Raw genomic sequence first — 23252 nt, forward strand, 5'->3', positions numbered from 1 at the left:
TCAGGATAAACTTCGGCCTTTGGCCGAAGACGAGGGGCTCGTTCGAGCGAAGCGAGAACCTCGACATCGCTGCCTCACCTTCGCTCGGCATAGTCCCTCGACTTCGCTCGGGAAAGCGGCACTTCGCTAAGGTCGTGAATTGCTAGGGGCGTATAGGGAACGGAGTGCCGTCGGGAACGACATCCCACAGCTGCTTTATCCCGGCGTCGATGAGCGCACTAGCCGCCGGCGACACGGCCGATCAGCGTACCCTTCGTACCCGACCGGTCATAGGCGAAATCGATCTGCGGCCACCGCTTCTGCCAGCGCCGCGCGACCAGGCGCTCGCCGGGTCGTGCCGCATCGTCGAGCAGGATCATGGCATCGTCGGCAAGACGCGGGAACAGCGATTCGGCAGCGCCGCGCACCAGCGGATGCAGCGCCCAGGGCGGACCGTCGATCACGAGCAGGCCGATGTCGGTCGGCAGGTCGGCGAGCTGATACCAGAGCCCCGGCCAATCGCCCGGCGGCAGGCCAAGCGGCGCGTGGCGCAGGTCGGCGGCCACGCCCTGGCTCGCCAGCCAGTGGCCGGTTTCGACCACAAATTCCTGATGCTGATCGTAACTGATCAGCCGGCCGCCGCCGAACATCGATAGGGCCTTGGCAATGACGAGGCTGCTCGCGCCGCAGCCGAGTTCGACGACGACGGAGGGGCGCAGCTCCTCGATGGCGTCGACGATGTGCGTCAGGAAGCGCGTGTCGGCCTTCCAGCTGCCGAGATGTGGCAGGGCGTCGTCGGCGAGGTCAAGCCGTTGCAGCAGCGCTGCCTTTTCCGTTTTGCGGCCGCCCCACAAGGATCGCAGGAGCCACGGCCACTGGATCGCGCCAAAGGCGATAACCTCGATCCGTTCGCGCGCCGGGCGCGGCAGGGCGTCGTACATGTCGGGACGCGCGAGGAGATGCGTCGTTTCGCGGCTTGTCATCCGCAGCCAACTAATGACGGCCTATGGCAGTTCAGTGACGATAAGCCTGCTTGCGCCCAGTCGCCGCGCTTGCGCGACGACCGGCATTCCAAAATCAATCGCTGAACGGGTCGCGAATCAGGATCGTGTCTTCGCGCTCGGGGCTGGTCGACACCAGCGCGATCGGGGTTTCGATCAGCTCCTGCACGCGCTGGATATATTTGATCGCCTGCGCGGGAAGGTCGGCATAGCTGCGCGCACCCGCGGTCGATTCGTGCCAGCCGTCCATTTCCTCGTAAATCGGCTCGACCTCGGCCTGATCGGCCGAATGCGCCGGGAAATAGTCGAGGATCTTGCCGCGGAGCCGGTATCCGGTGCAGATGCGGATGGTGTCGAAGCCGTCGAGCACGTCGAGCTTGGTCAGCGCGATGCCGGTAACGCCCGATACCGCGCAGCTCTGGCGCACCAGTACCGCGTCGAACCAGCCGCAGCGACGCTTGCGCCCGGTGACGGTGCCGAATTCATGCCCGCGCTCGCCGAGCTTTTGCCCGGTCGCATCCTCGAGCTCGGTCGGGAAGGGGCCGCTGCCGACGCGCGTCGTATAGGCCTTGGCGATACCGAGCACGAAGCCGACCGCGCCGGGCCCGAGGCCCGAACCGCTCGCCGCGGTGCCGCTGACGGTGTTCGAGCTGGTGACGAAAGGATAGGTTCCATGATCGATGTCGAGCAGCACGCCCTGCGCGCCCTCGAACAATATGCGCGCGCCGGCCTTGCGGACTTTTTTCAGGCGCTTCCAGACGGGCTGGGCATATTCGAGCACATAGTCGGCGATTTCGGTGAGGTCGGCGATCAGGCGTTCGCGATCGATCGGCGGTTCGCCGAAGCCGGCGCGCAGCGCGTCGTGGTGCGCGGTCAGGCGGTCGAGCTGCGGTTCGAGCTTGTCGAGGTGCGCCAGGTCGCAGACGCGGATCGCGCGGCGGCCGACCTTGTCCTCATAGGCGGGGCCGATGCCGCGGCCCGTGGTGCCGATCTTGCCCGCGCCCGCCGCGGTCTCGCGCAGCGCGTCGAGGTCGCGGTGAAAAGGCAGGATTAGCGCGCAATTGTCGGCGATGGCGAAATTCTCGGCGTTAATCACGACGCCTTGCCCGCGCAGCTTGGTGATCTCGTCGCGCAGCGCCCACGGGTCGAGCACGACGCCGTTGCCGATGATCGACAGCGTCCCGGTGACGATACCCGAGGGGAGCAGCGATAGCTTGTAGACCTGCTCGCCGACGACGAGCGTATGGCCGGCGTTGTGACCGCCCTGGAACCGGACCACGGCATCGGCGCGGCTGGCGAGCCAGTCGACGATCTTGCCCTTGCCCTCGTCGCCCCATTGCGACCCGATGACGGTAACATTTGCCATGATGCTGTCCTGCTGAACGGGCCCCAAAAAACAACCGGCGCTGGCCCGGCGCGGCCTTAGCGGATTTGGCCGAAGAGGCAAGCGCGCTGGGATGAATTTGCGACATTTGGCGGGCAGGCAGGTGCCGCCGGGACCCGAAGGAGATGCTGCGATGACCAATCGATACTGGATCGGAATTCTGGCGGTGACAGCGTTCGTCGCGGGCGGTGCCGACCCGACCGACGCGCGGGAGAAGATGCGCGACCGGCTACGCGAGCGCCTGGCGGAACGAATGGGCGCCGACGAAGGACCGAAGGTTCCGGGCGGCGAGACGATATCCTATGGCAGCGACCCGCTGCAGATGCTCGATATTTGGCGCGCCAAGGGAGCGAAGGGGCCGACGCCGCTGGTTGTCTTCGTCCATGGCGGCGGCTGGAAACGCGGGAGCAAGGACAATGCAACGGGGCGCTTCAAGCCCGAACATTATCCGGCCGCGGGCTATGCTTTCGCCTCGATCAACTATCGGCTGGTCCCCGACGCAACGGTCGAGCAGCAGGCGGCCGACGTGGCAAGCGCGGTGAAAGCGCTGGTGAACCGCGCCGACGGCCTTGGTATCGACCGGCGACGCGTCGTGTTGATGGGGCATAGCGCAGGTGCGCATCTGGTCGCGCTGGTCGGCACCGACGAGCGCTATCTGAAGAGCGCGGGGCTCTCTTTTGCCGACATATCGGGGGTGATCCCCATCGACGGCGCGGCTTATGACGTACCCGCGCAGATGAAGGACGGGCCGCCGATCATGCAGGCGACCTACGGCCAGGCATTCGGCACCAATCCGACCCGGCAAAAGGCGCTGTCGCCGACCGCGCACGCTATTGCGCCCAATGCGCCGCAATTCCTGTTGCTATACGTCCAGCGCGCTGACGGCGTTCGGCAGGCCGAGGCGCTCGCCGCCGCGCTGACGGCGGGCGGTAGCCGGGTCGAGAAGGGCAGCTTCCCCGGTGAGGGGCTGAAGGGTCATGCCGAGATCAACCGTCGCCTTGGCGATCCCGCCTATGCGCCGACGGCGGCGGTCGATGCCTGGCTGAAACGGGTTTTCGCACGCTGATCGATGCGATAGGGTTGGGACATGACGAACCCCGACGCCCCCTATCACGCCCATATCTATTTCGACGATTCCGAACGCGTTGCTGCGACCGGGCTGCGCAAAGATTTTGGCCGCGATCCCGCGATCCTGTTCGTCGGCGACATGACCGACGGTGCCGCCGGGCCGCATCCGATCGCGCAATATGAGGTGCATTTTCTTGCGCGCTCGAAGGATGGCGTCGTCGCGGCCATCGAGGCCACCGGACTGCGCGCGCTCGTCCATCCGCTCACCGACGACGACCTTGCCGACCACACCACCCTTGCACACTGGATCGGCGAACCCGTCGAGCTCGACGTGACCGTGCTCGATCCGCCCGGGATCAACCAGGGCATCCCGCGCTTCGGAATATCGGACTTTTAGGCTTCGACCGGCCCGTCGGGACCGAGCCACCAGCCGCACCCAAGCGCGCGCGCGTCGTCGGCTTCGGACAGTGCCGCCACCGTCTGCCAGTCATCGGCGCGCAGGCTTGCCGCGAGCGCGGCGTCGTGGCCGAGCGGCAGGAAGATGCGGCGGTCGGCATCGTCCTCAGCGCCGAGTCCTGCGTCGATCAGCGGATCGGGGTAGAGCGAGAAGCCGACGGCTGATTCTTCCTGTTCGCCCACGGGAATCGAGTAACCGCCGCCACGGCCAACCGCGTCGCCTTGCCCCGGAACGAAGATCTGGAAGCCGAACCAGCTTTGATAGGCGAAGCCATGGCGTTCGGTCGGATCGAGGGTCAGGGTGACGCGGTCCCGCACCGGCGCCGCGATGGCTTCGAGCGCGTCGATGCGGGCGGAGAGTACGCCGGTGGTGTCGAAGGCGCGAAGGTCGGCGATTGCTTGGTCGAACGGGCCCGTGGCGCGGAGTAGCGGCAGATAGGCCTGTGCGCCAAGCCGCGTCAGCGCGCCGGCATCCTTGGCGTCGAGTTCGTCGCGAAGCTGCTGGATGTTGACATCGACGGGGAGTGGCCCGGTCGCGAGCAAGTCGACGACATCGGGCAGGGTGAAATCGATCGTGACGGGGCCAATGCCCGCGGCTTCGAGCGCGTCGATCGCGACGGTGACGATCTCGCGCGCCGCGGCGACGCTGTCGCTGCCGATCAGCTCGGCGCCGACTTGCAGCATCTCGCGCGCGGGGCGGAGCTGGCTGGCGCGCAGTTTGACGACCTGCCCGGCGTAGCAGAGGCGTAGCGGACGCGGCGCGTCGGCGAGCAGCGAGGTTGCGATGCGGCCGACCTGTCGTGTGATGTCGGGGCGCAGCGCGAGCGTGCGCTGCGACACCGGATCGGTGAAGCGGAGCAGATCGCGGGTCGAGCGGTCGTCATCGCCGCCGAGCGTCTCGCGGAACTCGGCGAGCGGCGGCGAGACACGGCCATAACCATGCGCGCGCATCGCATCGACGAGCGCGCGCGTCACGCGCGACGCGGCTTCCGCCTGTTGGGGGAGGCGGTCGCGCAAGCCTTCGGGCAGCAGGGCAGGGGCCTTGGTCATGGGTGCGGCCTTAGGCGGGTGGCGGCGGGAGTTCAATATAGTCCCCCTCCCGCTTGCGGGAGGGGTTAGGGGTGGGCAGCGACGTTGCCGGACCCACCCCGCTGCGACTTAGCGAGCAAGCTCGCAAGTCTCGCTGCCCCTCCCGCAAGCGGGAGGGGACAATTCGTTTTAGAACTTCAAACCCTTCACCGTCTTCACGCCGGGAAGCTGGCAAAGCTGCCACAGCAAAGGCTCGGGCATCGGCGAGTCGAGACTGAGCAACAGCACCGCTTCGCCCCCCGCGGCGCGGCGGCCGAGGTGGAAGGTGCCGATGTTGAGCCCGGCTTCGCCGAGCGCGGTGCCGATGCGGCCGATGAAGCCCGGCGCGTCCTCGTTGACGATATAGAGCATATGGCCGTCGAGATCGGCCTCTACCTTGATCCCGAACATCTCGACGAGGCGCGGGTCGCCGTTGCTGAACAAGGTGCCCGCGACCGAGCGGTCGCCCTGTTCGGTCGCTACCGTGACGCGAACCAGCGTATGATAATCGCCGTCGCGGTCGTGGCGCACTTCGCGCACATCGAGCCCGCGCTCGCGCGCGAGATGCGGCGCGTTGACCATGTTCACGCTGTCCGAATAGCGGCGCATCAGGCCGGTGAGAACCGCCGCGGTAATCGGCTTCAGGTTGAGCTCGGCGGCGGCGCCTTCAACTTCGACCGAGATCGTCGTGAGATTGTCGTGCGCGAGCTGCCCGACGAGGCTGCCGAGCTTCTCGGCGAGGCTCATATAGGGGCGCAGCTTCGGCGCTTCCTCGGCCGACAGGCTGGGGACGTTGAGCGCGTTCGTGATGCCGCCGGTGAGGAGATAATCGCTGATCTGCTCGGCGACCTGGATTGCGACATTGACCTGCGCCTCGTCGGTCGACGCGCCGAGGTGTGGCGTGCAGATGAAGTTCGGCGCGCCGAACAGCGGATGGTCGGCCGCCGGCGGTTCCTGCACGAACACGTCGAGCGCCGCGCCCGCGACCTGGCCGCTTTCGAGCGCGTCCTTCAGCGCCGCCTCGTCGATCAGCCCGCCGCGCGCGCAATTGATGATCCGCACGCCCTTCTTCGCCTTCGCGATATTCTCCGCCGACAGGATGTTGCGCGTCTGGTCGGTCAGCGGCGTGTGCAGCGTGATGAAATCGGCCTTGGCGAGCAGCGTGTCGAGATCGGCCTTTTCGACGCCAAGCTCGATCGCGCGCTCGGGGGTGAGGAAGGGGTCGAACGCGACGACCTTCATCCGCAGCCCCAATGCGCGTTCGGCGACGATGCTGCCGATGTTGCCGCAGCCGATCAGGCCGAGCGTCTTCGAGGTCAGCTCGACCCCCATGAAGCGATTCTTTTCCCACTTGCCCTGCTGGGTCGACACGTCGGCCTCAGGGATCTGGCGCGCGAGCGCGAACATCATCGCGATCGCATGTTCGGCGGTGGTGATGCTGTTGCCGAAAGGCGTGTTCATCACGATTACGCCCTTTTTCGACGCCTCGGGAATGTCGACATTGTCGACGCCGATCCCGGCGCGGCCGACGACCTTGAGGTTCGTCGCGGCGGCGAGGACGTCGGCGGTGACCTTGGTGGCCGAACGGATCGCAAGGCCGTCATACTCGCCGATCATCGCGATCAGCTCATCCTTGGTCTTGCCGGTGATCTCGTCGACCTGGATGCCGCGTTCCTTGAAGATCGCGGCGGCTTTGGGGTCCATCTTGTCGCTGATGAGGACTTTGGGTTGGGTCATTTCGATATTCCTTTTACCTCGTCATTCCCGCGAAAGCGGGAACCCAGTGTGGGGGCAGTCCAAACACGCTCTGGGTCCCCGCTTTCGCGGGGATGACGAAAAGAGACTAGGCAGTGAGGGTCGCGTAGGCCCAGTCGAGCCACGGGCCGAGCGCTTCGGCATCGGCGGTGTCGACGGTCGCGCCGCACCAGATGCGAAGGCCCGGAGGCGCGTCGCGGTAGCCCGCGATGTCATAGGCCGCGCCTTCCTTCTCGAGCAGGCCCGCGAATTTCTTGATGAAATCCGCATCGGCGCCCGCAACCGACAGGCAGACCGAGGTCTTCGAGCGGCTGGCGGGATCGGCGGCGAGGTGGCTCAGCCAGCCGCGTTCCTCGACGATCTTGTCGAGCGCGGCGGCATTCGCATCGCTACGTGTCTTCAGCCCATCGAGGCCGCCGAGCGATTTCGCCCATTCGAGCGCGAAGATCGCATCCTCGACCGCGAGCATCGACGGGGTGTTGATCGTCTCGCCCTTGAACACGCCCTCGGCAAGCGCGCCTTTCGAGACGAGGCGGAAGACCTTCGGCAGCGGCCAGGCGGGGGTGTGACTTTCGAGCCGTTCGACTGCGCGCGGGCCGAGGATCAGCACGCCATGGCCGCCTTCGCCGCCGAGCACTTTCTGCCAGCTGAAGGTCGCGACGTCGATCCTGTCCCACGGCAGGTCGTAAGCGAATACCGCGCTGGTCGCGTCGGCGAAGGAGAGGCCCTCGCGGTCGTCGGCGATCCAGTCGCCGTTCGGAACGCGCACGCCGCTGGTCGTGCCGTTCCAGGTGAAAAGCACGTCGTTCGACCAGTCGACCTCGGTCAAATTGGGAAGCTGGCCGTAATCGGCGCGGATGACGGTCGGATCGAGCTTGAGCTGCTTCGCCGCGTCGGTGACCCAGCCCTCGCCGAAGCTCTCCCAGGCGAGCGTCGTTACCGGCTTGGCGCCGAGCATCGTCCACATCGCCATCTCGAAGGCGCCGGTGTCGGAGCCCGGGACGATGCCGATGCGGTGGGTGTCGGGCAGCTGCAGCATCTCGCGCATCAGGTCGATGCAATAGGCGAGGCGTGTCTTGCCGATCTTCGCACGATGCGAGCGGCCGAGCGATTCGGTAGCGATTTTGGAGGCATCCCATCCGGGCGGCTTTGCGCAGGGGCCGGAGGAGAAATAGGGGCGCAGAGGGCGCAATTGTGGCGTCGGCACTTCAGTCATCATAGTCTCTCCTTGCAGAGAGCTCGCGCGGCGTTGGGACCGCGTGGCCCGGCGCCGCGTTTAGGGCGCGCGCGCGGGCTGTCAAACAAATTGCACGGGCCGGGCGAAATTTTCGACGAGCCGAAGAAAAGGTATACAGCTTGTTAACCATTTCGTCGGTATTTTGACGCCATGGGGGTCCCTGCGTTCTTGAAGCTCCGGATATTGGTTGCCGCGACCGCGGCGCTGGCGCTGTCGGCCTGTTTCGGTGCACCCGAGGCGATGAAGAATGGTAACGGCAAACGCCCGAGCGCGAGCACGCAAAAACGCCCGCAAATCGCGAGCACCCCCTCCTTCACCAGCGCCGAAGCTCAGCAATGCGCCTTCGACCTCAAACAGGCGGGGGTGCGTTTTACCCCGCTCGCCAATGAGGATCATGGCGGCGGATGCACTTCGATCGATTCGGTGAAGCTGCTCGACATCGGCACCCCGGTGACGAACCTCGGCGCGATGACCTGTCCGTTGGCGCGCAACTTCGCGGCATGGGCGCAATATGCGGTGAAGCCCGCGGCGCGCAAATATTTCGGGACCGAGGTCGTGAAGATCGAGACCTTCGGCACCTATAGCTGCCGCAACATCTATGGCGGCCGGTCGGGCAGGATGTCGCAGCACGCCTATTCGAACGCGGTCGACGTGTCGGGCTTCGTCCTCGCCGATGGGCGCCGTATCATGCTCGACGGCGGGTGGACGGGCGACCAGGCGTCGCAGGACTTCCTCCGTGCGCTGCACAAATCGGGGTGCCGCCGCTTCGGGACCGTGCTTGGCCCCGATTACAACGCGGCGCACTACAACCATTTCCATTTCGACATGAGCGGCGGCGGTTACTGCCGCTGAAACAGCCCCATCTTGGCAAAGCCATGCGAAGCGGCTAGCCGTCCGCTAATGGCAGAAGATAAACAACCCCATCGTTCGCGTTTCCACAAAGCCAAGGACGACGCGCAGTTCGCCAAGCAGGCGACAACCACCCCGCAGACCGCGAGCGCCGCTTACAAGCTGGCCTTTCAGGACAATGACTTCCTGCTGCGCGAGGATTTGCGCCCCGTTCGCTTCCAGCTCGAGCTGCTCAAGCCCGAACTGCTGCTCGACGAGGCGAAGATCGAATCGATGCTCGTCATCTATGGCTCGGCGCGTATCCCCGAGCCCGCGGAAGCCGATGCGCTCGAGGCCGCGGCGACCAATGACGTTCAGCGCAACATCGCGCGCCGCCTGAAGGAAAAGGCGAAATATTATGAGGAGGCGCGCGCACTCGCGCGGCTCGCGAGCCAGGTTCCACCCGACGAAAATGGCTGCCGCCACTTCGTCGTCTGCTCGGGCGGCGGGCCGTCGATCATGGAAGCCGCGAATCGCGGCGCCGACGACGTGGGCAAGGAATCGGTCGGGCTAAACATCGTGCTGCCGCATGAACAGGCGCCCAACCGCTTCGTCACCCCGTCCTTGAGTTTCCAGTTCCACTATTTCGCGTTGCGCAAGATGCACTTCCTGCTGCGCGCCCGCGCCGTGTGCGTCTTCCCCGGCGGTTTCGGCACGTTCGACGAAATGTTCGAACTGCTGACGCTGATCCAGACGGGCAAGATCAAGCCGATCCCGATCGTGCTGTTCGGCAAGGAATTCTGGACCCGGGTGGTCAATTTCGACGCACTGGTCGAGGAGGGCGTGGTGAGCGCGCGCGACCTCGACCTGTTCAAATTCGTCGAGACCGCGGACGAGGCATGGGCGATCATCCAGGATTTCTACGCCAACATCGAGCATCATTGATTAGCGTCCTCCCAGCGAAAGCTGGGACCGCTATCGGCCCTGCACGACGCAAGCGATCCCAGCTTTCGCTGGGATGACGGTCACTTCGACTGTTCTTCCAGATACAGGATCAGTGCCTTGCGATCGGCGGCGTCGATCACGCCGGCAAAGGCCATGCGCGTTCCCGGCACCGCCTTCATCGGCGCCTCAAGATAAGGGTCGAGCGCCGCTTCGTCCCAGACCCCGCCCTTCGCCTTCATCGCGCCCGAATAGGAAAAGCCGGCGTGCGATGCGACCGCACGGCCGACAACACCATGCAGATTGGGGCCGATGCCGTTCGATCCGCCCTTGTCGATCGTGTGGCACGCGACGCAGCGTTTGAACACCTGCTCGCCCATCGCCGCGGTCGGCTGAACGAGAGGCGCTTCGACGCCGGGTTCGCCGGTCGCCGGCGCATCGGCCGGTTTATCGCTCTTGCCGCAACCGGCGAGCGTCAGGGCGCCCGCCAGCAGGACGGGCGCGAGCCGCATTATTTCTTGGCTTCGGCCGGAGCGGGGGTCGCGGCCGCCGGGGCGCCTGCAGCCGGAGCGGCTGCGGCGCCTTCGGCCGGTGCTGCGGCAGCGCCCTCTGCCGCGGCGGCGCCGTCCGCGGGTGCGGGTGCGGCTTCAGCGGCGGGCAGCGGCAGGTTCGAACCCTGGGCGTTCAGATAGGCGATCAGGTTCGCGCGGTCTTCGGGGCTGCTGAGGCCGGCGAACGACATCTTCGTGCCCGGCGCATATTTACGCGGGCTCGTGATCCACGCGTTCATGCCTTCGAAATCCCAATTGCCCGCGACGCCCTTCAGCGCATCCGAATAAGCGAAGCCCGGGACATGGCCATGCGGCTTGCCCAGCGCGCCGAAGAGATTCGGGCCGATGCCGTTGGCGCCGCCCGAATTGATCGTGTGGCAAGCGGCGCATTTCGCGAACACCGCCTCGCCCTTCACCGGATCGGCAGTCGCGAGCAGGTTGGCGAGCGGCACCGCCGATTCGCCGCCACCGGCGCCGGCTTCGGCGTCTTCGATCGGATAACCGGGCTTTTCCGGGTTGTGGCTGGCGAACAACATGCTCGACCCGATCGTCAGGCCCAGCGCGCAAATGCCGGCGAACAGCACCCATCCGGCAATAGTGTTGTTGCGATTGTCCATGCTCTTGCAGCCCCGTTAGCTGGCGCCCGCTTGCCGGGCGCGTATTTGATTTGGACGCTCCCTTACTGGCGCGGCGACGGCGGCGCAAGGGGATGAAATGGGCGAGCGCGCCGGTTGCGTGGACAGCGTCTGGCCGCTATGCGCCGCGGCTTCGGCTTGGGAAGGCAATCATGGGCAGTTATTCGGCTTCGGCACAGCATCTGGTCGACGAAATGCGGACGGTGGCACTCGCGCAGCCCGCACGCGGGCTGGCGTTCCAGGGCGCACCGGGGGCGAACAGCGACCTCGCCGCGCGCGAATATGATGCGAACGCGCTGCCGATGCCCTGCTACGCATTCGAGGATGCGATCGAGGCGGTGCGCGAAGGCCGCGTCGACCGCGCGATCATCCCGATCGAAAACAGCCTGCACGGCCGCGTCGCCGACATCCATTTCCTGCTTCCCGAATCCGGCCTGTCGATCGTCGGCGAGCATTTCCTGCCGATCCGCTATGGCTTGATGAGCCGCGACCTCGGCCCGGTGACGCGCGCGATGAGCCACGAGCAGGCGCTCGGCCAGTGCCGTCACTGGTTGCGTGCCAACGGGATCGCACCCGTCGCGCATAGCGACACCGCGGGCGCCGCGGCGTGGGTGGCCGATAGCGACGAGGTCGGACTCGCCGCGCTGGCGCCGCCGCACGCCGCCGAACTCTATGGGCTGACGCTCCACGGCACGGGGATGGAAGACGCCGATCACAATACGACGCGCTTCGTCGTGCTCGCGCGCGAACCGCTGAACGACGTCGCGGCGATCGAGGGGCCGGTGATGACCACCTTCATCTTCGAGGTGAAGAATATTCCCGCCGCGCTCTACAAGGCGCTGGGCGGCTTTGCGACCAATGGCGTCAACATGACCAAGCTCGAAAGCTACCAGACCGGCGACAGTTTTGCCGCGACGCAATTCTACGCCGATATTGTCGGCGCACCGGGCGAGGAGCGGATCGACCGCGCGCTCGAGGAGCTGGATTTCCAGACCAAGTCGCTGCGGCTGCTAGGCACCTACGCCCAGGCGCGGGTTCGGCCTTAAATCGCCTCACCCGCCGCGACGGCGGAGCATCCGCGCGGTCGCCGACGTCTGGACGATGAACAGCGTCACAAGGATGCTGGAGACCACCAGCGCGAACAGGTCGAAAGCCGACAGCGTCGTTCCCGCCACCAGGCCGGTACCGACGATCGGCATCAGGGCGGTCATCGCCATCAGCATCAAACGCAGCTCGGTCGGGCCGCCGGCCATATAGGAGAGGCGGAATTCGCCGACGACCTTGGCCGCGATGAAGGTGTGGATCGACAGCAGGAAATAGCCGGCGACGCCCATCAGGGCGACGTCGAGGCGCATATAGGGGCTGACGCCGATCGCGCTGATCATCATCAGCGTCGCGAGCGCGTCGACGCTATGGTCGACGAAATAGCCATAGTTGGGCCGCTCGATGCCGCGCCAGCGGGCGAGGCTGCCGTCGAGCGAATCGCCGAACCAGTTGACGATATAGCCCACGAGCGAGAGGCCGAGCCATTCGCTGTCGAACCAGCTGAGCACATAGCCCGCGGCGACCAGCACCGCGCCGGCGAAGCCAAGCGCGGTCAGCTGGTCGGGCGTTACCCAGCCGGGGAGGCGTACACACAGCCAGTTGAGGAGGCGGCGCTCGCCGCGGGCGAGGATATTCTGCTGAATACGAACCGGCGCCGAAACGACGGGTTGGAACTTGCTCATGTGGACCCTTTGTTGCTGGCTGTCACAAAGGCGCCAACCAGATGTCATCGGATCGTCATAGAGAGAAAGTTGCGGCGGCGAAAGGGCAGGGCCGTCGGCGCGGCGTATCGGAGCGCCGGTCAGTCCCGCCAGGGGCCGATCTCGCCGACCTCGCCGACCGTGCGGTAACGAACCGCGTCGTCGATCCACGCAACCTCCCACATCGGCGCGGGGCGTGCCCATTCGCCGATCACGAACAGCGGTAGCTTGTTCGCGGCGACAAAGGCGAGGTCGTCGGGCGTCGGCCCGGGGACGATGGTTTCGGACCGCTGGTGCAGCCGGACGATCGCGAGCGTGCCCCGCGGCGGGGCGGGCAACGCCTGACGCGAAGGAAAGCCGATACTGGTCGCGATCACCGGGAAACCTTTGTCATCGCGCGCAATCAGCAGGATCTTGTCGGCGGTGGTATAGGGCCCGCCGACCGCACGCCCCGCGACCTTGCGCCCGGCGATCGCGGCAAACTCGCGCAGATCGGTGTCGGCAATGGGGGACGGGGGCGCAGGCACCACTGCGCCGGCCGCCGCTCCGGGGGCCGCGACAACCGGATCGGCGGCGAGCGCCGCGACGAACAACAGTGCGGAAATCAATGCGCTTCGCCCCAGCTCTTCCCGGTGCCGATCTCGACTTCGAGCGGGACCGACAGCTTGAGCGCAGGTTCGGCGGCGCCCGACATCACCGCACGAATGACCGCGCCCGCGGCTTCGGCCTTGTCTTCCGGCGCCTCGAACACGAGTTCGTCGTGCACCTGCAGCAGCATTTTAACGTCGGACAGACCCGCATCGGCCAGTGCCTTCGGCATGCGTGCCATCGCGCGTTTGATCAGGTCGGCGCTGGTGCCCTGGATCGGGGCGTTGATCGCGGCGCGCTCGCTGCCGGCACGTTCATTCTGGTTCGCCGCCTTGATCCGCGGGAACCAGGTTTTGCGGCCGAACAGCGTCTCGGTATAGCCCTTCGCCCGCGCATTCTCGAGCGTGTCGGTGATATAGTCCGAAATGCCGGGGAAGCGCTCGAAATAGCGCGCGATCAGCGCCTGTGCCTCGTCGGGGGTGACTTCGAGCCGGCCCGCGAGGCCCCAGCGCGAAATGCCGTAGAGGATCGAGAAATTGACCGTCTTCGCCTTGCCGCGCGTGTCGCGATTGACCTCGCCGAACAATTCGATCGCGGTCGCGCTGTGGATGTCCTGCCCCTGCGCAAAGGCCTCCTTGAGTTCGGGGACGTCGGCCATATGCGCCGCGAGGCGGAGCTCGATCTGGCTATAGTCGGCGGCGATCAGCATATGGTCGGGCGCTGCGATAAAGGCGTCGCGAATCTGGCGCCCGACCTCGGTGCGGATCGGGATATTCTGGAGATTCGGATCGGTCGACGACAGTCGCCCGGTCTGCGCGCCGACGAGGCTGTAGCTCGTGTGGACCCGCCCGGTCTTCGCGTTGATCTGCTGTTGCAGCGCGTCGGTATAGGTCGATTTCAATTTCGCGAGCTGGCGCCATTCGAGGATCTTGCGCGCGATCGGCACGCCGTCGCGTTCGAGGCGTTCGAGTTCGCTCTGGTCGGTCGACCAGTCGCCCGACTTGCCCTTCCGACCGCCCTTCAGCGCCATCTTTTCGAACAGGATCTGGCCGAGCTGCTTGGGGCTGCCGATCGCGAAAGGCTGTTCGGCTAAGGCGTGGATCTCGCCCTCGATACGCAGCATTTCGGTCGCGAACTCGCCCGACAGCTTCGCCAGATAGTCGCGGTCGACCATGATCCCGGCGCGCTCCATCCCCTCGACGATGGCAGCGAGCGGACGGTCGACCATTTCGTAGACGCGCGTGCCGCCCTCGATCGGCAGGCGCAGCTTGAGCAGCTTCCACAGCCTGAGGGCAACATCGGCATCCTCGGCGGCATATTCGGTCGCGCGGTCGAGTTGCACTTCGGCAAAGCTGATCTGCGATTTGCCCGTGCCGCACATTTCCTTGAAGGTCAGACAGGTGTGATCGAGGTGGAGCTTCGCCAGCTCGTCGAGCCCGTGCTGATGCTTGCCTGCGTCGAGCGCGAAGCTCATCACCAGCGTGTCGTCATAGGGCGCGATGATGACCCCATGCTGCGCGAGCACGCCGATGTCGTACTTCAGATTATGCCCCACCTTGAGCACCGCATCGTCGGCGAACAGTGCGCCGAGCCGCGCGAGCGCTTCGTTCATCGGGATCTGGTCGGGCTTTTCGGCGAACATGTCGGTGCCGCCGTGGCCAAGCGGGATGTAGCAGGCGCGGCCGGGCGCGGTCGCCATGCTGACGCCGACGAGGCGGCCGGTGACGCTGTCGAGGCTCGCCGTTTCGGTATCGACGCCGATGACATGCGCGGCGCGCGCTTCGGCGATCCAGCGGTCGAGCGCGTCGATAGTCGTGACGCATTCATACGCCGACCGATCGATGGCGGGCATCGGGGGGAGCGTCGGTGTGGACGGCCCGGTGGAGGGGGCCGCCACCGGCGCCGCGCTTGCGCGCGGGAACGTCGGTGGTCCGCCCGGCGTCGCGCCAAGGTCGAGCTTGGCCGAAAGCGAGCGGAAACCATGTTCGTCGAGGAACAGTTTGAGCGGTTCGGGCGGGATCGAACCGAGCTTCAGATCGTCGAGCGCGTCGATAAGCGGCACGTCGCGCTTCAATTCGACGAGGATGCGCGACAGCCGCGCCATATCGGCATGTTCGATCAGATTGTCGCGCAGCTTCGACGTCTTCATCGTCTCGGCGCCGGCGAGCACGCCGTCGAGGCTTTTATATTCCTGGATCAGCTTGGTCGCGGTCTTCGGCCCGACGCCGCGCACGCCGGGCACATTGTCGACGCTGTCGCCCATCAGCGCGAGGACATCGCCGACAAGGCTCGGCGTCACGCCGAACTTCTCGTCGACCGCCTCCAGCCCCATGCGGACATTCTTCATCGTGTCGAGCATGTCGACCTGCGGCGTGCCGTCGCCTTCGCGGATCAGCTGCATCAGGTCCTTGTCGGACGACACGATCGTGACGTCCCAGCCCGCGAGCACCGCGGCCTCGGTATAGCTGGCGATCAGATCGTCGGCCTCGAACCCTTCCATCTCGATGCACGGCAGCGAGAAAGCGCGCGTCGCGTCGCGGATCAGCGGGAATTGCGGGCGCAGATCCTCGGGCGGCTCGGGCCGGTTCGCCTTGTACAGGTCGTAGATGTCGTTGCGGAACGACTTGCTGCTATGGTCGAGGATGACCGCAAGATGCGTCGGCCCGTCGGCGTCGTGCAGATCCTTCGCGAGTTTCCACAACATCGTCGTGTAGCCATAGACCGCGCCGACCGGCACCCCCTTCGGGTTCGTCAGCGGCGGCAGGCGGTGATAGGCGCGGAAGATGTAGCTGGAGCCATCGACCAGATAGAGATGATTCTTCTCGGACATGGCGGGGATGTAGCAGGGGTGCGACGGCGGTGCGAGACCCCGCCGTCGCTTCCGGTCACACCGCGTCTTGGGAGCCGTTAATTACCCAGCTGCCCGCGGATCGCTCCGTCGGGATAGGCGGTCGTATGGATGTTCACATAATAGTTCGACGGATCGCGCTCGATCGCGCCCTCGGTCCATTCGGCCCGCTTCTTGCAGCCCTTCCAGCCACCTTCATTGGCCTGCGTCATCGGGAACACGACAGGTCCATTGACCCCGGCGCGGCCGCGGTGGATGTGCATGCCGGTGATATTGTCGAGGTTGCGGATGTCGTTGATGTCGTAGCAGATTTGATCGAGCTCGTCGGTGACGGTGATTTGGGCCCGCGCGTAGCCGTCGGGATCGCCGCGGCCCACTTCGTTCGCGCCCGATAGCGTGGCGTTATAGGTGTCGCCGATACGTTGGGCGACACCCTCCTCGACGGTGGCGCAACCGGCGAGCGCGATGGTAGCGAGCAACGGACCCGCCCAGATATGGCTTTTCATGACATGTCTCCCAGGGAGTAGTGGCCCGGCGGGCCATGATAACCCAACCCCTGGCAGACGGGGCGGTTCCGCCGCCCGGATTAACGCAGGCGCGGCCGCAGGTTCAGCAATAGTCGATGACCAGCTTCCCCGCCGCCGCGACCGCCGCCGCGCGCGCATCGTCGGTCGTGCCGCCCGCGACACGCGCCAGCGCGACCCCCATGCGACGGTAGGGCCGCGTGACGGGTTTGCCGAAGATGCGCGCGTCGACCGCCGTCGCGGCATCGGGCGCGGCGAGCGCGTGGGCGAGGCCGGTTATCGTAAAATCCGCCGCGTCGCGGTCAGCGAGCAGCACGGCGCTTGCGCTCGCGTCGGGCGCTTCGACGACAGGGATCGGCAGCCCAAGGATTGCGCGCGCGTGGAGGTCGAATTCGGACAGCGATTGCGAAATCAGCGTCACCATGCCGGTGTCGTGCGGCCGCGGCGAGAGTTCCGAGAAGATCACCTGATCGCCCTTCACGAAAAATTCGACCCCGAAAATGCCATGGCCGCCGAGTGCATCGACGACCTTTGTCGCCATATTTTGTGCGCTCGCGAGCGCAACGTCCGACATCGCCGCGGGCTGCCAGCTTTCGCGATAGTCACCGCGCTCCTGCCGGTGGCCGATCGGAGGGCAGAAGGCGACGCCGTCCTTGTGGCGGACGGTCAGCAGCGTGATTTCGTAATCGAAATCGATAAACGCCTCGGCGATAACGCGCAGCCGGTCGCCGCGCATGCCGGTGGCGGCATAATCCCATGCGGCGTCGACGCCCGCGGCGTCCTTGACCGTGCTCTGCCCCTTACCCGACGACGACATGACGGGCTTGACCACCAGCGGGAAACCGATGCGCGCCGCCGCGGCGGCCAGTTCCTCGCGGCTCGTCGCATATTCGAAGGTCGAAGTAGCAAGGCCAAGCTCGCTCGCCGCAAGGTCGCGAATCGCGTCGCGGTTCATCGTCAACTGCGCCGCGCGCGCCGACGGCACGACATGGAAACCTTCGGCCTCGACTTCGGCGAGGATTTCGGTGCGGATCGCCTCGACCTCGGGCACGATATGGTCGGGCCGGTGCTTCTCGATCGCGGCGCGCAGCGCATCGCCGTCGAGCATCGAGAAGACCTCGAAACTGTCGGCGACCTGCATCGCGGGCGCGTCTTCATAGCTGTCGCACGCGATGACGCGACAGCCGAGACGCTTCGCCGAGATCACGAATTCGCGGCCGAGCTCGCCCGAACCTAGGAGGAGGATGATGGCGGTGGGGGTCATGTGCGGCTCCGATTCTGCGGCGCCCTCCACACCCGATATTGCGGAAAAGCGCAACGCACGTTTGTTCAACGCATCCACGCCGCTGCCCGTTAGCCTCTTCGCGACATCAAGGGAGAAAAAGGATGGCCGCCAACGCACAAATCGAACGCCCCCTTTCCATCGAGGCCTTGTTCGACCGCTATCATGTCGGTTGGGAAACCAAGGATCCCGACCTGATCGCGTCGCTCCACAGCGAAGATACAATCTTTGCGCTCCGCGACGGGACCGAAGCTGTGAAAGGCCGCGAGAGGCTGCGCGAGCATTGCCGGCAATTGTTCGCGACCTTCGACTTCGAGCAGGAGATGGGCCGCCGCCTCTATGGTGATGGTCATTGGGTGTTCGAATGGACGATGCTGCTCTCGCTCCGCGAGCCCGGCGGCACCCCCTTCACCGCGCGCGTCGGGATGCTCGACGTCGTCACCCTGAACGGGGCGGGCGAGGTAACGCGCAAGGATGTGTATCCGAATGGGCGCGAGATGCACGCGGCGTTCGCGCGCGCCGGGATTGCACAATAGGAAGGCGGATCGATGAAAGGATCGGGGCCGGGCAAGGCTTTCCCCTCCGCCGCCTCTTGCGCGCCGTCCGCGCGGGGAGGATAGTCGCGGCGATGCCCGACCCGATCTCGCCCTTCCTGTATTCCTGCTTTCCGGTGGGTAGCCGCAAGCTTGCGGCGCATGCCAATCCCGTGACCGCGGTGCTGGTCGGGCGGTCGGGTCCCGTGCGGCTGGAGCGCGAGGGCCAGCGGGTCGAGGGCGATATATTGCTCGTCCGCCCCGGCATCGTCCACGCGGTTGCCTTTGCCGAGCGCGGCGCCGACGTCCTCTACCTCAATGGCCTTGGCTTTCCGTTCGACACACTGTTGGGGCGCGGCCTGACGGGCGCGCCCGCGTATCTGGCGCTCGACGCGATGCGCGGCGACGAATCCGCGATGGCCGAGCTGCGCGACAGACTGACCCCGGCCGCTTGCGCGCCGCCGCCTGCAGTCGCAGCCGCCGTGCAAGCGATCCACGCCGACCCGATGTGGCGGATGCCGCAGTCCGAACTGGCAAGCCGCCTCGGCATGGAGCGCACGCAAGCCTTGCGCGCCTTCAAGGCAGCGACAGGGCAAAGCTTTCGTGCGTTCAAGCTGTGGTCGGCGCTGCAATATGCGACGCAGCAGATGGCCGAGGGTGCGCTGGTCCGCACCGCGGCGATGGATGCGGGCTTTGCCGACACCGCGCATCTCTCGCGCGTGTTCCATCGCCACTTCGGGTTGACGCCCAGCGCGGCGATCGCGGGGCTTTCGGTGAACTGACGCGCGGCGTGCCTATTCAGGCCATGTGCCGGTGTCGTGATCGGGGTGCTGGTGGTTGCTCGCCTTGATCGCGCCGACGAGCGCGTGCATCGTCTCCTCGGTCGTGCCTTCTTCGCGCAAGGGAAGGCACTCGAATGTCGGCAAGCGGGCTTCGATACCGAACTGCATTTTCGGCGGGAATTGGCCGGGGTCGTCGAACGATCCGGTCGTCAGGTTGATATGCTTGCTCTCGAAATAATCGTAAAGGAGCGGCGTCCCGCAATCGCCGCAAAACCCGCGTGCCGCCTTGTCCGAACTGTTGAAGGTCGCGGGCCTGCCGCGTGTCCATGTGATTGCATCGCGCGGAACGCCGATCAGCGCGATGAAGAAATTGCCCGCCGCCTTCTGGCACATGCGGCAATGGCAGATATGCGACGTGTCGAGCACCGCGCTGACATGATAGCGCACCGCGCCGCACTGGCATCCGCCCGATGCTTCGGTTTCGATCCTGTCCATCGGCATTTGCTATCAAAGGCGACGCGCTCTCACAACATCGGTTGCAACGATGAGGTGCGCGGCGGCGCGGGGCCGCCGCGCACCGCTATGCGGGTCAGGCGCCGTAACGGTCGATCACTTCGTCGAGCGGAACATGGCCCAGGCACAGGCCGCGGCCTGCCGCGACCTCGCCGCTTTCGAGCGCGGTGGCATAGATGACGGCCGGGTCGGCCTCCAGCCGTGCGCCGAGTGCCGCGAGTTTCGGCCAGCGAGTCGGCTCGGCAACCCCGTGGAACGCCAGCCATCGCGCGACGCCGATGAACAGCGCATCGGCTAGCGTCGGCCGATCACCCGCCAGATAGGCGCTGTCGCCCACCATCGCCTCCAGTTTGTCGTGCCGTTCGATGACCGCTTCCTTGCCCCATTCGCGAAGCGCCGACTGCAGCGCGGGCCGCGGGGGAGCCATCTCGAGCGCGACCCAGAGCGGGCTGAAGGCGCCGGTGAAGCCCGTGTTGATGAATGCCATCAACTGGGTCATCCGGTCGGCTTCGGGCGACAGCGGGTCGAAGCTGATGCGCCGTTCGCTGTCGCGCGCCGCGAACCAGCGGGCGATCGCCATGGTTTCGGTCAGCACATTGCCCTGATCGGTGATCAGTGCCGGCGTCTCGTGCCGCGCGTTGATGCGGGCATAGGCGGGCTCGCGCATTTCGCCGAGCATGTCGACGCGGCACAGGCGATAGGGTTTGCCCAGCCATTCGAGGGCTGCGACGAGCCCCATGGAACTTCCCAGCGGGAAGCCATAGATAAGGATCGGTTCCAATGTATTGCTCCATCTTCTTGAGGGGGAGCTGCGCAGCGGAACCAGATATAGGGCGCGCTGCCCGCGCGTAAATTACGCACCTTTTTGTAACCATGAGGCTCCGATGAAAGATCTGGTTTCGCGCTGTCCGATCGAGGAAGTGATGCAGGTGCTGAGCGGCCGCTGGCCGACCTTGCTCATCTATTATCTCAGCGACGGGACGAAGCGGTTCAGCGACCTGCGCCGCGACAATCCGACGATCTCGCACAAGATGCTGACGCTCGAGCTGCGCAAGCTCGAGGATGCGGGGATCGTCCGGCGCACCGAGTTCGAGGGCTATCCGCGGCGCGTCGAATATGACCTGACCCCGGACGGCGAACGGCTTGTCCCGTTGATCGATGCGCTTGGCGACTGGTGGGATGCAATTGCTGTCGGCGCCGATGTCGACGAAGCTGTCGTCACTGCGACCAACGCTTGAAACCGCTTCGCAGCGGTGTCATTTGGCCTTTTGCGGGTGAAAGGTCTCGCCGCGCTTCAGCATCGCCACAAAGTCGGCAATCTTCTTCGTCCGTCCCGCCTCGGTCTTGATATTGCCGAGACGGAAGATCAGCGCGAAACGGTTCTGCGCGGTCAGCTTTTCCAGCATCGCCTTGGCCCCGGGTTCGGCATCGATTGCGGCCTGCAAGTCGTCCGGAATATCCGAACCCTTGACGCGATAGGCGCGGTCCCATCGGCCATCCGCCTTGGCGGCTTCGACCTGCTTCAGGCCATGCTCGGTCATCTTTCCTTCGGCAGTGAGGCGCGCGACATTGTCGATGTTGATCTGGCTCCAGACGCTCTTCGCTCCGCGGGGCGAATAGCGTTGCAGGAAGCTCTTCTCGTCAAAGGATTTTCGAATCCCGTCGATCCACCCCCAGCACAGCGCGGCCCAGATCGCCTGTTCGGGCGAGATCGATTGGAGGCCGGATTTGACCTTGTGGATCTTGATCCAGACTTCGCGTTCGGCGGCGTGATGTTTGGCGAGCCATTGATAGAAGCCGTCCATGTCCGCAAATTCGTGGACCTTGTCCGGGTTTACCTCGACGGCGGCCATGATCCTATTCCCACTCGATCGTCCCCGGCGGTTTCGACGTATAGTCGTAGACCACGCGGTTGATGCCCTGCACCTCGTTGATGATACGCGTCGCGCAGCGGCTGAGGAAGGCGGCGTCGAACGGGTAGATGTCGGCGGTCATGCCGTCGGTCGAGGTGACCGCGCGCAACGCGCAGACATGATCGTAGGTGCGATAATCGCCCATCACGCCGACGGTCTTGACGGGCAGCAGCACCGCGAACGCCTGCCAGATCGCATCGTAGAGCCCAGCATTGCGGATTTCTTCCAGATACACCGCGTCGGCCTTGCGCAGGATGTCGCAGCGTTCCTTCGACACTTCGCCGGGGATGCGGATCGCGAGGCCGGGGCCGGGGAAGGGATGGCGGCCGACGAAAATGTCGGGAAGGCCGAGCTCCTTGCCGAGCAGGCGGACCTCGTCCTTGAACAGCTCGCGCAGCGGCTCGACGAGCGCCATCTTCATGCGCGCGGGCAGGCCGCCGACATTGTGGTGGCTCTTGATCGTCACGCTCGGCCCGCCGGTGAACGACACGCTTTCGATGACATCGGGATAGAGCGTGCCCTGCGCGAGGAAGTCGGCGCCGCCGAGCTTCTGCGCTTCCTCGTCGAAGACGTTGATGAACTCGCCGCCGATGAACTTGCGCTTCGCCTCGGGATCGGTCACCCCGGCGAGGCCCGCCATGAAGCGCTCCTCGGCGTCGACCACCACCAGCGGGATATTATAATGATCGCGGAACAGGCGCTCGACCTGCTCGCGCTCGTTCATACGCAACAGGCCATGATCGACGAAGACACAGGTCAGCTGCTCGCCGATCGCTTCGTGGATCAGCACCGCCGCGACCGCGCTGTCGACGCCGCCTGATAGGCCGCAGAGGACGCGTTTGTCGCCAACCTGCGCGCGGATCTCGGCGATTTTGGTCGCGCGGAACTCGGCCATCGTCCAGTCGCCCGAACAACCGCAGACGTGGCGGACGAAATTGGCGATCAGTTTGGCGCCGTCGGGGGTGTGGACGACCTCGGGATGGAACTGCGTGCCATAATAGCGCCGCTCGTCATCGGCGATCAGCGCGAAGGGCGCGCCGTCGCTGATCGCGACAATCCGGAAGCCCGGCGCAAACTTGGTCACGCGGTCGCCGTGGCTCATCCACACCTGGTGGCGTTCGCCGACCTCCCACAGGCCGTCGAACAAGACGCAGGGTTCGGTGACGGTGAGGAACGCTCGGCCGAATTCGCCGTCGCGCTCGCCGTCGGCGCCGCCGGGGTCAACCTGCCCGCCAAGTTGCTGGCTCATCACCTGCTGGCCGTAGCAGATGCCGAGGACGGGGAGGCCGCTATCGAAGATCGATTGCGGCGCGCGCGGGCTGCCCGCCGCGGGGACCGACGCGGGCGAGCCCGAGAGGATCACGCCCTTCGGCTGCATTCGTTCGAGCGCGGCCTCGGCCTGCGTAAAGGGGACGATCTCGCTATAGACCCCCGCTTCGCGGACGCGGCGGGCGATGAGCTGGGTCACCTGGCTGCCGAAATCGACGATCAGGATGGATTCGGGCGGAGTGGAGGAGTCTGGAGTCGGCATGGCTGGCCGATAAGGGCGCGCGCCCATGCTGTCCAGCGGTCGTAGTGGGATACCGGTCGAACTTTTATGGTCCTGCCATATTGTTGCGA

General features: G+C 65.7%; 24 protein-coding genes. 8 read left to right on the plus strand and 16 right to left on the minus strand.

Annotation, left to right across the window (positions count from 1 at the left end):
* Positions 1-218: 218 nt before the first annotated feature.
* The gene (locus V6M50_RS14660) at positions 219-962 is read right to left on the minus strand and encodes a class I SAM-dependent methyltransferase (protein ID WP_332819305.1); all 744 of its coding nucleotides are present in this window, start codon (positions 960-962) and stop codon (positions 219-221) included.
* Between the two features lie 94 nt (positions 963-1056).
* The gene (locus V6M50_RS14665; protein WP_332819306.1) at positions 1057-2346 is read right to left on the minus strand and encodes an adenylosuccinate synthase; all 1290 of its coding nucleotides are present in this window, start codon (positions 2344-2346) and stop codon (positions 1057-1059) included.
* 151 nt (positions 2347-2497) lie between these two features.
* Between V6M50_RS14665 and V6M50_RS14670 the strand changes: the two genes are divergently transcribed.
* Positions 2498-3430, plus strand: coding sequence for an alpha/beta hydrolase (locus tag V6M50_RS14670; RefSeq protein ID WP_332819307.1), 933 nt, complete (start codon positions 2498-2500; stop codon positions 3428-3430).
* Positions 3431-3451: 21 nt separating this feature from the next.
* Positions 3452-3829 (plus strand): DOPA 4,5-dioxygenase family protein, encoded by a 378-nt coding sequence (locus V6M50_RS14675; RefSeq protein ID WP_332819308.1) that lies wholly within the window; start codon positions 3452-3454, stop codon positions 3827-3829.
* On the opposite strand, the gene V6M50_RS14680 is transcribed toward V6M50_RS14675, so the two are convergent.
* From V6M50_RS14680 to V6M50_RS14690, 3 genes are all read right to left on the minus strand, one after another.
* Entirely contained in the window at positions 3826-4938 is a 1113-nt protein-coding gene (locus tag V6M50_RS14680; protein WP_332819309.1) for an ATP phosphoribosyltransferase regulatory subunit, read from the minus strand. The genes V6M50_RS14675 and V6M50_RS14680 overlap by 4 nt on opposite strands.
* A gap of 168 nt (positions 4939-5106) precedes the next feature.
* Complete coding sequence (gene serA, locus V6M50_RS14685) at positions 5107-6693, minus strand: phosphoglycerate dehydrogenase (RefSeq protein ID WP_332819310.1); 1587 nt, start codon at positions 6691-6693, stop codon at positions 5107-5109.
* A gap of 106 nt (positions 6694-6799) precedes the next feature.
* Positions 6800-7930, minus strand: coding sequence for a phosphoserine transaminase (locus tag V6M50_RS14690; protein WP_443030523.1), 1131 nt, complete (start codon positions 7928-7930; stop codon positions 6800-6802).
* A 168-nt stretch (positions 7931-8098) separates the two neighbouring features.
* On the opposite strand from V6M50_RS14690, the gene V6M50_RS14695 reads away from it, so the two are divergent.
* Together V6M50_RS14695 and V6M50_RS14700 are read left to right on the plus strand one after the other, a co-directional pair.
* Entirely contained in the window at positions 8099-8800 is a 702-nt protein-coding gene (locus V6M50_RS14695; RefSeq protein ID WP_332819311.1) for an extensin family protein, read from the plus strand.
* 48 nt (positions 8801-8848) lie between these two features.
* Entirely contained in the window at positions 8849-9721 is an 873-nt protein-coding gene (locus tag V6M50_RS14700) for an LOG family protein (RefSeq protein ID WP_332819312.1), read from the plus strand.
* Positions 9722-9801: 80 nt separating this feature from the next.
* Here the strand turns inward: V6M50_RS14700 and V6M50_RS14705 are convergent, their stop codons facing one another.
* Both V6M50_RS14705 and V6M50_RS14710 read right to left on the minus strand, forming a co-directional pair.
* Complete coding sequence (locus V6M50_RS14705; RefSeq protein WP_332819313.1) at positions 9802-10230, minus strand: c-type cytochrome; 429 nt, start codon at positions 10228-10230, stop codon at positions 9802-9804.
* Positions 10230-10886 carry a c-type cytochrome gene (locus V6M50_RS14710; RefSeq protein ID WP_332819314.1) on the minus strand — a complete coding sequence of 219 codons (657 nt, stop codon included), beginning with the start codon at positions 10884-10886 and terminating at the stop codon, positions 10230-10232. The genes V6M50_RS14705 and V6M50_RS14710 overlap by 1 nt, the downstream gene beginning before the upstream one ends.
* Positions 10887-11056: 170 nt before the next feature.
* Between V6M50_RS14710 and V6M50_RS14715 the strand changes: the two genes are divergently transcribed.
* Complete coding sequence (locus tag V6M50_RS14715; RefSeq protein WP_332819315.1) at positions 11057-11950, plus strand: prephenate dehydratase; 894 nt, start codon at positions 11057-11059, stop codon at positions 11948-11950.
* 6 nt (positions 11951-11956) lie between these two features.
* Here the strand turns inward: V6M50_RS14715 and V6M50_RS14720 are convergent, their stop codons facing one another.
* From V6M50_RS14720 to purT, 5 genes are all read right to left on the minus strand, one after another.
* Complete coding sequence (locus V6M50_RS14720; protein WP_332819316.1) at positions 11957-12631, minus strand: CDP-alcohol phosphatidyltransferase family protein; 675 nt, start codon at positions 12629-12631, stop codon at positions 11957-11959.
* A gap of 119 nt (positions 12632-12750) precedes the next feature.
* A complete protein-coding gene (locus V6M50_RS14725) occupies positions 12751-13257 on the minus strand; it encodes a hypothetical protein (RefSeq protein ID WP_332819317.1) in 507 nt (168 codons plus the stop codon).
* A complete protein-coding gene (gene polA / locus V6M50_RS14730) occupies positions 13254-16067 on the minus strand; it encodes a DNA polymerase I (RefSeq protein WP_332819318.1) in 2814 nt (937 codons plus the stop codon). Before polA ends, V6M50_RS14725 begins: the two co-directional genes overlap by 4 nt.
* 77 nt (positions 16068-16144) lie before the next feature.
* On the minus strand, positions 16145-16591 hold the full coding sequence (locus V6M50_RS14735; protein ID WP_332819319.1) for a CHRD domain-containing protein: 447 nt from the start codon (positions 16589-16591) through the stop codon (positions 16145-16147).
* A gap of 103 nt (positions 16592-16694) precedes the next feature.
* On the minus strand, positions 16695-17873 hold the full coding sequence (gene purT / locus V6M50_RS14740) for a formate-dependent phosphoribosylglycinamide formyltransferase (RefSeq protein WP_332819320.1): 1179 nt from the start codon (positions 17871-17873) through the stop codon (positions 16695-16697).
* Between the two features lie 122 nt (positions 17874-17995).
* Between purT and V6M50_RS14745 the strand changes: the two genes are divergently transcribed.
* Together V6M50_RS14745 and V6M50_RS14750 are read left to right on the plus strand one after the other, a co-directional pair.
* Positions 17996-18427 (plus strand): nuclear transport factor 2 family protein, encoded by a 432-nt coding sequence (locus V6M50_RS14745; protein WP_332819321.1) that lies wholly within the window; start codon positions 17996-17998, stop codon positions 18425-18427.
* A gap of 92 nt (positions 18428-18519) precedes the next feature.
* Positions 18520-19206, plus strand: coding sequence for a helix-turn-helix domain-containing protein (locus V6M50_RS14750; RefSeq protein WP_332819322.1), 687 nt, complete (start codon positions 18520-18522; stop codon positions 19204-19206).
* Positions 19207-19218: 12 nt separating this feature from the next.
* On the opposite strand, the gene V6M50_RS14755 is transcribed toward V6M50_RS14750, so the two are convergent.
* Positions 19219-19701, minus strand: coding sequence for a GFA family protein (locus V6M50_RS14755; protein WP_332819323.1), 483 nt, complete (start codon positions 19699-19701; stop codon positions 19219-19221).
* A 94-nt stretch (positions 19702-19795) separates the two neighbouring features.
* A complete protein-coding gene (locus V6M50_RS14760; protein ID WP_332819324.1) occupies positions 19796-20500 on the minus strand; it encodes a glutathione S-transferase family protein in 705 nt (234 codons plus the stop codon).
* Between the two features lie 103 nt (positions 20501-20603).
* Between V6M50_RS14760 and V6M50_RS14765 the strand changes: the two genes are divergently transcribed.
* Complete coding sequence (locus tag V6M50_RS14765) at positions 20604-20957, plus strand: winged helix-turn-helix transcriptional regulator (protein WP_332819325.1); 354 nt, start codon at positions 20604-20606, stop codon at positions 20955-20957.
* 18 nt (positions 20958-20975) lie between these two features.
* Here V6M50_RS14765 and V6M50_RS14770 read toward each other — a convergent pair whose 3' ends face one another.
* Both V6M50_RS14770 and guaA read right to left on the minus strand, forming a co-directional pair.
* Positions 20976-21572: a YdeI/OmpD-associated family protein gene (locus V6M50_RS14770; protein ID WP_332819326.1), complete on the minus strand. Its 597-nt coding sequence runs from the start codon at positions 21570-21572 to the stop codon at positions 20976-20978.
* A gap of 4 nt (positions 21573-21576) precedes the next feature.
* Positions 21577-23163: a glutamine-hydrolyzing GMP synthase gene (gene guaA, locus V6M50_RS14775; RefSeq protein WP_332819327.1), complete on the minus strand. Its 1587-nt coding sequence runs from the start codon at positions 23161-23163 to the stop codon at positions 21577-21579.
* Between the last annotated feature and the right edge of the window lie 89 nt (positions 23164-23252).

This window comes from Sphingopyxis sp. (assembly GCF_036675685.1).
Lineage (GTDB): Bacteria > Pseudomonadota > Alphaproteobacteria > Sphingomonadales > Sphingomonadaceae > Sphingopyxis.

What these genes read in the sequence shown, in the direction of transcription:
- V6M50_RS14705 (WP_332819313.1), bottom strand. Translation starts at nt 10,230, where the DNA reads ATGCGGCTCGCGCCCGTCCTGCTGGCGGGCGCCCTGACGCTCGCCGGT.
- V6M50_RS14700 (WP_332819312.1), top strand. Translation starts at nt 8,849, where the DNA reads ATGGCAGAAGATAAACAACCCCATCGTTCGCGTTTCCACAAAGCCAAG.
- V6M50_RS14675 (WP_332819308.1), top strand. Translation starts at nt 3,452, where the DNA reads ATGACGAACCCCGACGCCCCCTATCACGCCCATATCTATTTCGACGAT.
- V6M50_RS14765 (WP_332819325.1), top strand. Translation starts at nt 20,604, where the DNA reads ATGAAAGATCTGGTTTCGCGCTGTCCGATCGAGGAAGTGATGCAGGTG.
- polA (WP_332819318.1), bottom strand. Translation starts at nt 16,067, where the DNA reads ATGTCCGAGAAGAATCATCTCTATCTGGTCGATGGCTCCAGCTACATC.
- guaA (WP_332819327.1), bottom strand. Translation starts at nt 23,163, where the DNA reads ATGCCGACTCCAGACTCCTCCACTCCGCCCGAATCCATCCTGATCGTC.
- V6M50_RS14745 (WP_332819321.1), top strand. Translation starts at nt 17,996, where the DNA reads ATGGCCGCCAACGCACAAATCGAACGCCCCCTTTCCATCGAGGCCTTG.
- V6M50_RS14770 (WP_332819326.1), bottom strand. Translation starts at nt 21,572, where the DNA reads ATGGCCGCCGTCGAGGTAAACCCGGACAAGGTCCACGAATTTGCGGAC.
- V6M50_RS14755 (WP_332819323.1), bottom strand. Translation starts at nt 19,701, where the DNA reads ATGGACAGGATCGAAACCGAAGCATCGGGCGGATGCCAGTGCGGCGCG.
- V6M50_RS14735 (WP_332819319.1), bottom strand. Translation starts at nt 16,591, where the DNA reads ATGAAAAGCCATATCTGGGCGGGTCCGTTGCTCGCTACCATCGCGCTC.
- serA (WP_332819310.1), bottom strand. Translation starts at nt 6,693, where the DNA reads ATGACCCAACCCAAAGTCCTCATCAGCGACAAGATGGACCCCAAAGCC.
- V6M50_RS14750 (WP_332819322.1), top strand. Translation starts at nt 18,520, where the DNA reads ATGCCCGACCCGATCTCGCCCTTCCTGTATTCCTGCTTTCCGGTGGGT.
- V6M50_RS14660 (WP_332819305.1), bottom strand. Translation starts at nt 962, where the DNA reads ATGACAAGCCGCGAAACGACGCATCTCCTCGCGCGTCCCGACATGTAC.
- V6M50_RS14695 (WP_332819311.1), top strand. Translation starts at nt 8,099, where the DNA reads ATGGGGGTCCCTGCGTTCTTGAAGCTCCGGATATTGGTTGCCGCGACC.
- V6M50_RS14710 (WP_332819314.1), bottom strand. Translation starts at nt 10,886, where the DNA reads ATGGACAATCGCAACAACACTATTGCCGGATGGGTGCTGTTCGCCGGC.
- V6M50_RS14680 (WP_332819309.1), bottom strand. Translation starts at nt 4,938, where the DNA reads ATGACCAAGGCCCCTGCCCTGCTGCCCGAAGGCTTGCGCGACCGCCTC.
- V6M50_RS14690 (WP_443030523.1), bottom strand. Translation starts at nt 7,930, where the DNA reads ATGATGACTGAAGTGCCGACGCCACAATTGCGCCCTCTGCGCCCCTAT.
- V6M50_RS14670 (WP_332819307.1), top strand. Translation starts at nt 2,498, where the DNA reads ATGACCAATCGATACTGGATCGGAATTCTGGCGGTGACAGCGTTCGTC.
- V6M50_RS14715 (WP_332819315.1), top strand. Translation starts at nt 11,057, where the DNA reads ATGGGCAGTTATTCGGCTTCGGCACAGCATCTGGTCGACGAAATGCGG.
- purT (WP_332819320.1), bottom strand. Translation starts at nt 17,873, where the DNA reads ATGACCCCCACCGCCATCATCCTCCTCCTAGGTTCGGGCGAGCTCGGC.
- V6M50_RS14720 (WP_332819316.1), bottom strand. Translation starts at nt 12,631, where the DNA reads ATGAGCAAGTTCCAACCCGTCGTTTCGGCGCCGGTTCGTATTCAGCAG.
- V6M50_RS14665 (WP_332819306.1), bottom strand. Translation starts at nt 2,346, where the DNA reads ATGGCAAATGTTACCGTCATCGGGTCGCAATGGGGCGACGAGGGCAAG.